Source organism: Virgibacillus alimentarius, from assembly GCF_000709085.1.
Taxonomy (GTDB): Bacteria; Bacillota; Bacilli; order Bacillales; family Amphibacillaceae; genus Virgibacillus_B; species Virgibacillus_B alimentarius.
This window is the reverse complement of sequence record NZ_JFBD01000008.1, coordinates 37,281-47,998: the sequence shown is the minus strand read 5'-3', so window position 1 is coordinate 47,998 and position 10,718 is coordinate 37,281. Positions and strand designations below refer to the sequence as shown.

Sequence of the window (10,718 nt, the reverse complement as noted above, 5' to 3'; positions counted from 1 at the left end):
TAAACATATTATACGAGGGGGTATACATAATGGTGAAAATGAGGAATTTATTTTTATTTATGTCATTATTTTTTATGTTAGCTCTAGTTGCATGCAGTTCACCTGAAGCGGATGAAGTACTGGATTATCATAATAGCTTAGTTGATGATGTACAGCCTAAACTTGAGGAGATACAAACTTTAGGTCAAGAAGTATTAAGTATGAATTCGCAAGAGGATGCTTTGGAAAAACAAAAGAATGAAGTGATTCCACTATTGGATGAGGTGAAAGATTATATTGAATCCAAAGAGCCTGAGCATGACATTACAAAAGAGTATCATCAACTCAAAGTTGACTGGATTAATGCTTTAAGGGAATCTGTCCAGTTAGAACAAGAAGCATTCGAAGGATTGTTCGACGGTTCTTTAACAGAAGAGGAAGCCAATGAAGTACTGGCAAAATCTGAAGAAAAAACACAGGAATCACTAGAAATAGATGAAAAGGCACAAAAAAAATGGGAAGATATAAAAGAAGAATATAAATTTGAGGATATAGAAGAGGAAGAATAATTAATTTCCTTTACTATAACTTTATAAAACTACAGGGTCTTCTGTAGTTTTTTAGTGAGTTTTATTATGTAAGCCCCTTTCCCTTTTCATTGGAACATGTAATAATGAAGAAAACAGATGATGGGATGAAATCATGATAAACGTGGTTAAAATTAAGGTTCAATCAAAATACGTAACGAAGTATAAGAATGGATATCCATTGGTACATAGAGATATGATTGTTGATGATCATTTGCTAAAAAAAGAAGGCAGTATTTTCTATTTAGTAGACCAGCACCAGCAATTTATTGCAAAGGCTTATTATGGAAAGCAAAATAAAGGAATCGGCTGGATTTTATCAAGGAAAAAAGAAGAAAAAATTGATTTTAACTTTTTCAAGGAAAAAATCAATGCAGCAATTCAGAAGAGGAAACATCTATTTAATGATCAGAACACAAATGCTTTTCGAGTTTTCAATGGCGAAGGAGACGGTATTGGCGGATTGACCATTGACTATTTCGATGGCTTTTACTTAATTAATTGGTACAGTCAAGGAATTTTTTCATTTAAAGATGACGTTATACGGACATTGGATGAGCTAGCGAATTACACTGGCATCTATCAGAAAAAAAGGTTTAATACGGAAGGCCAGTATATCGATGATGATGATTTTGTGAAGGGAAAGCGCGGGGAGTTTCCTATCATTGTAAAAGAGAATGGAATGAATTATGCCGTTTATTTAAACGATGGTGCCATGGTAGGTATTTTCTTAGATCAACGTGAAGTCAGAAAAGCGATTAGGGATCAATATTCGAAAGATAAACATGTGTTAAATACTTTTTCTTATACAGGCGCTTTTTCCGTAGCAGCCGCTATAGGTGGAGCAGCAAAAACGACAAGTGTGGATTTAGCAAAACGAAGTAAAAGTAAAACAATTGAACATTTTAGTGTCAATGGAATTGACTATGAACAACAAGATATTATTGTGATGGATGTTTTTGATTACTTTAAATACGCTAATCGTAAAAAATTAAAATTTGATTTAGTTATACTGGACCCTCCGAGTTTTGCACGTTCAAAGAAACACACATTTCGAGCAGCGAAGGATTATACGAAATTGGTAAAGGATACAATTACAATTACGGAGAAAAACGGTATAATTGCCGCTTCAACAAATAATGCGACGTTCGGGATGAAAAAATTTAAAGGATTTATTGACAGGGCTTTTAAAGAAACTGGGGACAAATATGAAATTCTTAGAGAATATACATTACCTAGTGATTTCAAGGTATTGGATGGTTTTTTACAAGGAAATTACCTGAAAGTTGTCATTGTAAAGAAACAAACCTGAAAATAGGTAAAGGAGGTGTTTACATGGGAGTTTGTAATATTGACCATTCCCTTGAGGATGTACAAAAAAAGCTCAAGGGCCAAGAATCATTTTTACCAGATGATTTGGCTCGTAAGGTTCATCAATTTTTAGAAAATGAACAATCCCAGGAAAACTTAAATGAATTATTTCACCTTTTAAAGAAATACGATCTGGCTTCAAAACTTGAAAGGGAAGAAAGAGATAAGAAACTAGCAGTCTTAATTAGTTAGAAATGGATAAAATTCCCTGCTCCTTTATATAAAGCAGGGAATTTTTTAATTTGGAATAACAAGTGAGTTCCTGTTACTATTTTCAAGCACCTGTGGTGGTAGTGTTGGCTTTTTATTTTTTTGTTGCTTGCGTCATTTGATGCCAGATGGAACCTTTGGCTTCTTCCCCGCCTTCAATACGGGCTAGAGCCATTTTCACTTGCATGCGTACCTCAAATTCCGGGTCATCCATTGCCTGACGTAATGCTGGTATAGCAGTTTCATCACCGATTTCATACAGAAACATAGCAGCCCTCCAGCGAACAATCCGACTGGAATCTGACAATGCCTTGATCATTTCCGGGATAGCTTCTTTAAAGCCTAAATCAGAAAGGCAATCGCCCGCAGTACGCCGCACGTTAATCGCATTGTCTTTTAATGCTTTATACAAATAAGGCAGTACTTCAGGTTCTTCAATCATACCAAGGAATGCAGTGGCAAGCCGGCGTATGGATGCCTTTTCGTCATCTAAAGCCTTATTAAGAACATCTAAGTCATCGATCATTGGATCCATTCGGTCAAGTGCTGCGTAACGTTCTTTCCAGTTAGGACTGTCAAGCATTTCGGGTGTAACTTTTACACGTGAATTGGAGGTGGGCGGTGTTTCCCCATCTTTGGTAAAGGCAAGTTGAACAAGTTCGTCCAGTCTTTCTGTGTTATAGCTTGCTGTTAGTTCCTCAACAACCTCTTCTCCAATTTCTTTTATTTCCCCATAACGTGGGTTCTGTTCGACCCATTTTCTTTCCATGAGCATATTGTCTGTAGCTTCAGATGCCTTCATAGAAGCATTTGTGAATGATTCAGGCAATCCAAATCGTTGTTCTGTTTCTCCCTCTTGCAACTTTACTTGCATCGGGATATTTCGAAACATTTGGATAAATACCTTTATTTCACCAAAAGAGTCAGCTGTCGAAGTGCCGCCTGCATGAAATGTATCCGTCATATCTTCTGAAGATCCTAAGACATCTCGCACTTGCGGGAGAATGTCTTCCCATCTAACACGCGGGTTACGCTGCAGCGTAATAAAGTCCATTACTTGGTAAAGACCTTTCACACCTTCAATTGCAAACAGGTCTTTGATATATGGAGGAGCATCGTTTAGCTCATCACCAAGTTGGAAGTTTTGACTTTTCCCATCAGCTAATGTTTCATCGACATTTATTTTCATAGAGTGTGGGCTTGGTGTTGGTTCAATTGAGGTAATTTTCATGTTAAGACCTCCTTAAAAATCCTTGTTATACCTTTGATTTTACCAAAGCAATGGTTGATTATCCATCATTGAAGTTCCATCCTGCATCTAGGGAAATATTATTATATAATGATAGAAAGTGATAGAGAGTTATTTTTAATGGAGGTGCATAAAAATTACAAGTATAAGCTTGGTACGACATGGTGAAACGGACTGGAATGCTTTAGAAATCGTACAGGGGCAAATGGATACCCCTCTAAATGAGAGGGGAATAGAACAAGCCAAGGAATGTGCTAATCAGCTGGTGAAAACGAAGTATGATGTACTGATAACAAGTCCTTTGCAACGGGCAAAGCAGACAGCGAATATTATCAATGAAAAGCTCCAAATTCCGCTCATTGAAATGGAAGCATTTGTAGAAAGGTATTACGGGGAAGCACAGGGTATGACAAAAAGAGAGCGACAGGCAAAATATCCAGATAAAGATTATCCTAATCAGGAAACACGGGGAGCCCTTCGGAAACGCGTAATGGCTGGTCTGAATGAGATCATCGAGAACAATCAGGGTAAGCATATCCTGCTTGTCGCACATGGAGCTGTAATTAACACGATCTTAGCCACCATATCAAATGGAAAGATAGGTTCAGGGAAAACAAAACTAATTAATGCTTGTATTAGTAATATTACCTTTAACCAAGTGGAATGGAGGATTCAAGACTACAATATTGTTTCTCATCTTTCCGCATATTGCGAAAGAAGTGAATAGAGATTTGTTACTTAAGGTTTCTAATGAAATTTTTAATCATATTGTTGTATTCCGTTATCTCTTTTTCATTCATGTGATCCGGCTGTTTCGGAATAATTAATCCTTCTAAATCTGTTACATATAAAAAGTAATGTTTATTATCTTCGCTTACCTTTTCAAATTGATTCCAATTAAAATGGGAGGTAGAATGTTTTGTTTCTCTATCTATTCCATTCTCGGAAAAAGTCATTTGACAGGGGCCAAGTATATGTGAATAATCATTGTTTTGCAGTTTATTCTTTAATTTACGAAAAGTCATAGATTTATATAAATATGGAAATAGAAAAAAATAGATCATAGCTATTATTAGAATAAATATGGCCGATAATAAAGAAGTCTTTACAAGCAATAGCATTCCAAGGAGAATGATGATGGTTGTAATCCATTTAAAGTATTTAGCTTTTATATCATGTGTGCGCGAATTATTAATAACATCTTCTTGAAAGGCTAATAGGTCATCAAATTCAAGATTAAAGTTTACGTTCATTATGATAAGCTCCCTTTTACATAAATCATTTTCCACAATAAAATATTACTTGAAAACTATTTTTTATTCAACGTATTTCATCTAGTTGACAATTAGGTGTTATCATGATTAAGTTAAGATATAACGCATAATTAAATAGGAAAGTCCACTAGGGGTGCCACATGGCTGAGATAAGGTAAAATCCTCAACCCTTCGAACCTGATCTAGTTCAAACTAGCGTAGGAAAGTGGAGAATGGTTATAGTATATGAAAACAGCTATACCTTTGTATACGTATATCAAGCCACTCCAATTTCCTGGTGTGGTTTTTATTATGAAATTACCTTATCTCCATTTTTCCTTCATAGGGATTTTCCATGAAAAGGGGTTAATAAACGATGAAATATGCAACTTCTTCTGCACTTACGATTGCTGGTACGGATCCAACTGGTGGTGCAGGGATTCAAGCAGATTTAAAATCATTTCAGGAGCGAGAAGTTTATGGCATGAGCGTTGTTACGTCGGTCGTAGCACAAAATACATTAGGCGTTCAATCTATCGAACATCTATCTGTTTCATTTATAGAGAAGCAACTTGAAAGTGTTTTTAATGATATTGTACCAGACGTTGTGAAAACAGGGATGATCGCCACACCTGAAATGATGGAAGTAGTTAGTCATGCAATCAAATCTAACCATGTTCCATATGTTCTTGATCCAGTCATGGTTGCTAAAAGTGGAGATCATTTGATGGATAAAGAATCAAGACAGACGATCCGTGAAGCATTAGTTCCGTTGTCTACTGTTATTACGCCAAATATACCAGAGGCAGAAGAACTATTGGAAGTGTCTATTCAATCAACCGAGGATGCAGAAATTGCTGCCAAGCGAATAGTCGAGGAGTTAGGAGCACAATCTGCTATTGTGAAGGGCGGTCACTTTGCTGGAGATGCGATTGATATATTATTTGATGGGAAGAAAATTTACAAATTCCCGACAGAACGAATTAATACAAAGCATACACATGGAACAGGATGTACGTATTCCGCAGTCATTGCAGCAGAAATAGCAAAAGGAAAATCAATTTATGAATCTGTTGCGATCGCTAAGCAATTTATAACTGACGCCATTCGATTCAGTTTAGAAATAGGCAGGGGGAACGGACCGACAAACCACTGGGGTTATCGTTTGCAGGGAGTTCCGGAAAATAAAACGAAAGAGGCTAATTAATGGACTACATCACAGCAATAAGAAAACAAAAACCATTGATCCATAATATTACGAATATCGTTGTTGCAAATTTTTCAGCAAATGGATTATTAGCAATAGGTGCATCGCCTGTAATGGCAAATGCTCCTGAAGAAGTGGAAGAGATGGTAAGCCATGCTAATGCGCTGGTGTTAAATATTGGAACGTGTACACAAACTCAAGTGAGAGCCATGCTTCTTGCTGGGAAAACTGCTAATGATCAAGGGGTTCCTGTTATATTAGACCCAGTTGGAGTCGGGGCAACAAGTTTCAGAAAACAAGCAGTAAAGCAAATTTTGGGTGAAATTAATGTATCTGTTATTCGCGGAAACACAGGGGAAATAGCTATCTTAGGGGAAGTCGGATCAGAAATGAAAGGTGTCGATGCATCAACAGATCATATCAATCCCAATATAGCGAAGCAAGTTTCAAGAAGATATGGTTCAATCGTTATTACGACAGGAGAAACTGACGTTATTACGGATGGTGAAAGATATTCATTATGTAAAAATGGTGTACCCATGCTGCCAAGGGTTACTGGATCTGGCTGTTTACTGACTGCTATCATTGGAGCTTTTGTTAGTGTAGCTGATGATAGGTATCATGCGTCTGTAAACGCAGTTAGCAGTTATGGAGCAGCATCAGAAATTGCTATGGAAACAGTGAGTGGCCCAGGAGCTTTCTCAGCTGCTTTAATGGATAGCCTTTACAATTTAACAAATCAGGATGTTACGAAACGAAAAAGAATACAAATGTTCACAGCTCAGGAGGATTAACCTTTTATGATCAATGAAAAAGATCTTCTACTCTATTTTATAATGGGAAGTGACAATACAAAGCGCAATCCTTCCCAAGTATTACAGGAAGCCATCGATGGCGGAGTTACCATTTTTCAGTATCGGGAAAAAGGACTTCATGTAAAAAAAGGCGAAGATAAAATTCAGCTTGGAAAACAGCTAAGGAAGATATGTCAAGAAAAGGGAGTTCCATTTATTGTTAATGACGATATCGATTTGGCTATCCAGCTTGGTGCTGATGGAGTTCATCTGGGACAAGGAGACGAACCAATTAAAGAGGCTAGAGAAAAACTTCCAAATACTTTTCCGATTGGTATTTCTGTATCAACTATAGAAGAAGCAGTACTAGCTGAGCAGCAAGGAGCTAGTTACCTCGGAGTAGGCCCGATTTTTGAAACAGCAACAAAACCAGGTAAAAAGCCTATTGGAATTCAGACGATTAGAGATATTACGGAGAAAGTTAACATTCCAATTGTAGCTATTGGCGGGGTAAAAAAATCCAATGCTATGCAAATAAAAAAAGCAGGAGCGGCAGGTATATCAGTGATCACGGCAATTAGTCAAGCAGGGGACGCTGAGCAAGCTGCAAGAGAACTGCGAGAACAATTAGACAAGGTGCAGTAAATATTGTCGATATTTCCCGGGAAATATCACATTTTGCGGAAAAAGGGGAATACAATGTGAATCGAACAAGACTAATTACAACAATGGCAGTTTTCGTTGCTATAGCGACAATCGGTTCCCAATTACTCTGGTTTCCTGCAGGGGTTGCAAAGGCATATCCAGTACAGCATGCGATCAATGTTATGGTGGCAATACTATTAGGACCAGTTCCAGCTGTTATAATCGCTTTTGTGACGGGGTTGATTCGTAATATGCTTGGACTAGGAACAATCATTGCTTTTCCGGGGGGGATGATTGGTGCCTTCTTAGCTGGTATTTTCTATAAACATTTTGGCAAAAAAATAATGGCTGTGATTGGAGAAATTGTTGGAACAGGGCTGATTGGTTCCTTGTTTGCAGTCCCGTACGCGAATATATTAATGGGAAGTTCGATGGGAGCCATGGTGTTTATGCCTTCATTTTTAGTAAGTAGTATTTCTGGTGCCTTTATTGGTTATTTTATAGTAAAGCGAGTGAAACAAACAAATCATTTCCAATATTATGCAAATAATGGAAAAAAAGAAGGCAGGCATTTTGGTTAGGAACACCACCATTATGTAGGGCGAGGGTCCAAGGGTGGCATTACGTGATATAAAGATGCGGGGCAATCGTTTTTGCAAAGAAAAGAGTATAAGGTTCATGAAAAGTGCCAATAAAAGGATTAGAAATGGAACTTTGCGCTTGTTATTAAATTTCACTTGGATAACGTTTGTAAATGGATTTATGAAAAAGCACCTTGAAAATGATCAAGGTGCAAATTCATTCATACGGGAAGTACGCCATGTTTTCTCTTTGTAAATTCTACATTTTTTGATTCATAAGCTTTAAAACGCTTTCCTAATTCCACTCTTAACTGATCTGGTTCTACAATTTGATCGACAACCATTTCAGATGCTAAACGATAAACGTCAATATCATCACGATATTCTTCTTGTTTTTCCTTTATAAACCTTTGTCTTTCTTCTCCTTCTAATGATGCTATTTTATTTGCATACACTGCATTTACCGCTGCTTCCGGTCCCATCACAGCAATTTGTGCTGTTGGCAATGCTAAAACAGCGTCTGGTTCAAATGCAGGTCCAGCCATTGCATAAAGACCAGCCCCATAAGCTTTTCTAACGATTACTGAAATTTTTGGAACCGTAGCTTCACTCATAGATGCCAACATTTTTGCACCATGTCTAATGATACCTTGACTCTCCACTTTTGTACCTATCATAAAACCAGGCACATCCATAAGGAAGAGCAGGGGAATATTAAATGCATCACATAATTGTATGAATTTCGCAGCTTTGTCTGCCGAATCTGGAAATAATACACTTCCTTTTTGGCGTGGCTGACTTGCAATAATACCTACAACTCCACCTTCAATACGGGACAATCCCGTTATTATTTCTGGTGCAAATAACTTTTTAATTTCACAAAAGCTGTTTGTGTCGATAATCTGATCGATCAATTCTTTCATATCAAAAGGTGTATTTTGGTTAGCTGGAATAATATCCTTGATTGTTTTATGAAACGCTTTTTGGGCGGGAACTGCAGCTTTTTTCGGTTTGCTTCTAAAGTTAGCAGGGAAGTACGTTAAATAGTTTCTTGCAAATTCAATGGCTTCTTCTTCTGTTTTAGCAAGAACGTCTCCGCAACCGGATACAGCACAATGCATTTTTGCACCGCCCATTTCTTCTAGAGTGACTTTTTCTCCAATAACCTTTTCAGCCATACGAGGGGATCCTAAGTACATGGAGGCATTTCCTTTCACCATAATGACAATGTCACAGAAGGCAGGAATATATGCGCCTCCAGCGGCAGAAGGACCAAATAATAGACAAATTTGAGGAACGCGGCCTGACAATTTTATTTGATTGTGAAAAATACGGCCCGCCCCGCGGCGGCCAGGAAACATTTCAATTTGATCAGTTATTCTCGCTCCAGCTGAATCGACTAAATATAACATTGGCAGTTCTAATTTTAGCGCTGTCTCTTGAATACGAATAATTTTTTCAACTGTTCTTTTTCCCCAAGATCCTGCCTTAACAGTCGAATCATTTGCCATCACGCACACTTTTTGGCCATTCATTTCTCCAATCCCTGTAACGACACCATCGGACGGTAACTCATCATCCATGCAGTTAGCAAAAAATGCATCCTCGATATCCAGTCCCTTATCGAAAAGCAAATTTAGTCGTTCTCTTACAAATAGCTTCCCACGTTCTTGATTATTTTTATGGTACTTTTCTTTTCCACCTTTTTTAATCGTATCGACTTTTTCTGTTAATTGTTCTACATAGGACATAGATATGTATCCTCCTTGTTAGTCTCCTTTATAAACAGGTTTTCTCTTTTCTTTAAAAGCACGTAAACCTTCTAATCGATCTTCAGTACGGATGGTTTCTTTATAACTGAGATGTTCGATCTCCAGCCCGGTTAATAAATCAACTTGCATGCCATTATTAATAGCAATTTTAGCCTGTTGAACCGCTATCGGTCCATTGCTAGCTATATCCTTTGCTATTTCTATTGACCTTTCTATTAACTGACTTGGTTCAATAATTTCTTCGACTAAACCAAGGTTTCTTGCTTCCCTAGCCGTTAATTTTTTTGCTGTATATATAAGTTGTTTGGCATTGCCAATGCCTATTAAACGCGGCAGTCGTTGTGTTCCCCCTGCACCGGGGATAATAGCTAGTGATGTCTCGGTTAACCCCAAATGAATGTGTTCGGCTGCTAATCGAATATCACATCCTAAAGCTAGTTCTAATCCTCCGCCGAAAGCAACTCCATTTAAAGCGGCAATAACAGGCATCCGCATTTGTTCAATATTTAGCACGGTATTTCCGATGCTGCGTACAGCTTCGATGACTTCCTTGTTATTCATGCCGCTTCGTTCCTTTAAGTCAGCTCCAGCACAAAAGGCTTTTTCACCGACACCAGTAATAACCGTACAATAAATAGAATCATATTCACTTATTGAAAAAATAGCATCATTGATTTCTTTTAGTAATTGCCGACTCATTGCATTTGCTGCTTCAGGCCGATTTAGTTTAATAATGGCAATATGATCGTCTCTCAGTTCTACTTGAACAAGATTTGACATGAATAAAAGGCCTCCTAATCTATTAACACTTTAGCCCTCAGAGGAGAGCTAAAGTGCTCGGATTATTCTATAATTACAAGCACATCACCTTCATTGACAAAATCGCCTTCATTAACACTTAATTCTTTTACTATTCCTTCTTCATCAGCAGCAATTGGGATTTCCATTTTCATTGATTCTAAAATAACAACGTCTTGATCTTCTGTTACGGTGTCACCTTTACTAACTACGATTTTCCATACGTTTCCTGCCATATTTGCTTTTATTTGAGTCATTTTAATACTCCCCTC

General features: G+C 37.6%; 13 protein-coding genes and 1 riboswitch. Of the genes, 8 read left to right on the top strand and 5 right to left on the bottom strand.

All coding sequences use genetic code 11. From position 1 onward, the window contains the following. From GZ63_RS0101600 to GZ63_RS0101590, 3 genes are all read left to right on the top strand, one after another. Positions 1-548 (top strand): hypothetical protein (locus tag GZ63_RS0101600; protein ID WP_226374289.1); only part of this gene is annotated, 548 nt, incomplete at its 5' end. A gap of 133 nt (positions 549-681) precedes the next feature. Continuing rightward, positions 682-1,878: a class I SAM-dependent rRNA methyltransferase gene (locus GZ63_RS0101595; protein WP_029266205.1), complete on the top strand. Its 1,197-nt coding sequence runs from the start codon at positions 682-684 to the stop codon at positions 1,876-1,878. A gap of 23 nt (positions 1,879-1,901) precedes the next feature. Next, positions 1,902-2,129, top strand: a complete 228-nt coding sequence (locus tag GZ63_RS0101590) for a hypothetical protein (protein ID WP_029266203.1) — start codon at positions 1,902-1,904, stop codon at positions 2,127-2,129. 112 nt (positions 2,130-2,241) lie between these two features. On the opposite strand, the gene GZ63_RS0101585 is transcribed toward GZ63_RS0101590, so the two are convergent. Beyond that, the gene (locus GZ63_RS0101585; RefSeq protein WP_029266201.1) at positions 2,242-3,378 is read right to left on the bottom strand and encodes a conserved virulence factor C family protein; all 1,137 of its coding nucleotides are present in this window, start codon (positions 3,376-3,378) and stop codon (positions 2,242-2,244) included. A 154-nt stretch (positions 3,379-3,532) separates the two neighbouring features. Here GZ63_RS0101585 and GZ63_RS0101580 point away from each other — a divergent pair, with 154 nt between their 5' ends. Continuing rightward, positions 3,533-4,123, top strand: a complete 591-nt coding sequence (locus GZ63_RS0101580; RefSeq protein WP_029266199.1) for a histidine phosphatase family protein — start codon at positions 3,533-3,535, stop codon at positions 4,121-4,123. A gap of 7 nt (positions 4,124-4,130) precedes the next feature. On the opposite strand, the gene GZ63_RS0101575 is transcribed toward GZ63_RS0101580, so the two are convergent. After that, positions 4,131-4,649 (bottom strand): YcxB family protein, encoded by a 519-nt coding sequence (locus GZ63_RS0101575; protein WP_029266197.1) that lies wholly within the window; start codon positions 4,647-4,649, stop codon positions 4,131-4,133. A 140-nt stretch (positions 4,650-4,789) separates the two neighbouring features. After that, a riboswitch (TPP riboswitch) is annotated at positions 4,790-4,891 on the top strand. Between the two features lie 134 nt (positions 4,892-5,025). Here GZ63_RS0101575 and thiD point away from each other — a divergent pair. The 4 genes from thiD to thiW are packed head-to-tail and all read left to right on the top strand — an operon-like array spanning position 5,026 to position 7,876. Then, complete coding sequence (gene thiD, locus GZ63_RS0101570) at positions 5,026-5,856, top strand: bifunctional hydroxymethylpyrimidine kinase/phosphomethylpyrimidine kinase (RefSeq protein WP_029266195.1); 831 nt, start codon at positions 5,026-5,028, stop codon at positions 5,854-5,856. Beyond that, the gene (gene thiM / locus GZ63_RS0101565) at positions 5,856-6,650 is read left to right on the top strand and encodes a hydroxyethylthiazole kinase (RefSeq protein WP_029266193.1); all 795 of its coding nucleotides are present in this window, start codon (positions 5,856-5,858) and stop codon (positions 6,648-6,650) included. The genes thiD and thiM overlap by 1 nt, the downstream gene beginning before the upstream one ends. Before the next feature lie 6 nt (positions 6,651-6,656). Beyond that, entirely contained in the window at positions 6,657-7,295 is a 639-nt protein-coding gene (gene thiE / locus GZ63_RS0101560; RefSeq protein ID WP_029266191.1) for a thiamine phosphate synthase, read from the top strand. Between the two features lie 56 nt (positions 7,296-7,351). Continuing rightward, entirely contained in the window at positions 7,352-7,876 is a 525-nt protein-coding gene (thiW, locus tag GZ63_RS0101555) for an energy coupling factor transporter S component ThiW (RefSeq protein WP_029266189.1), read from the top strand. A 221-nt stretch (positions 7,877-8,097) separates the two neighbouring features. On the opposite strand, the gene GZ63_RS0101550 is transcribed toward thiW, so the two are convergent. From GZ63_RS0101550 to GZ63_RS0101540, 3 genes are all read right to left on the bottom strand, one after another. Beyond that, the gene (locus GZ63_RS0101550; protein ID WP_029266187.1) at positions 8,098-9,627 is read right to left on the bottom strand and encodes an acyl-CoA carboxylase subunit beta; all 1,530 of its coding nucleotides are present in this window, start codon (positions 9,625-9,627) and stop codon (positions 8,098-8,100) included. 18 nt (positions 9,628-9,645) lie between these two features. Next, positions 9,646-10,428: an enoyl-CoA hydratase gene (locus GZ63_RS0101545; RefSeq protein WP_029266185.1), complete on the bottom strand. Its 783-nt coding sequence runs from the start codon at positions 10,426-10,428 to the stop codon at positions 9,646-9,648. A 62-nt stretch (positions 10,429-10,490) separates the two neighbouring features. Next, positions 10,491-10,703, bottom strand: a complete 213-nt coding sequence (locus tag GZ63_RS0101540; RefSeq protein WP_029266183.1) for an acetyl-CoA carboxylase biotin carboxyl carrier protein subunit — start codon at positions 10,701-10,703, stop codon at positions 10,491-10,493. Positions 10,704-10,718 lie beyond the last annotated feature (15 nt).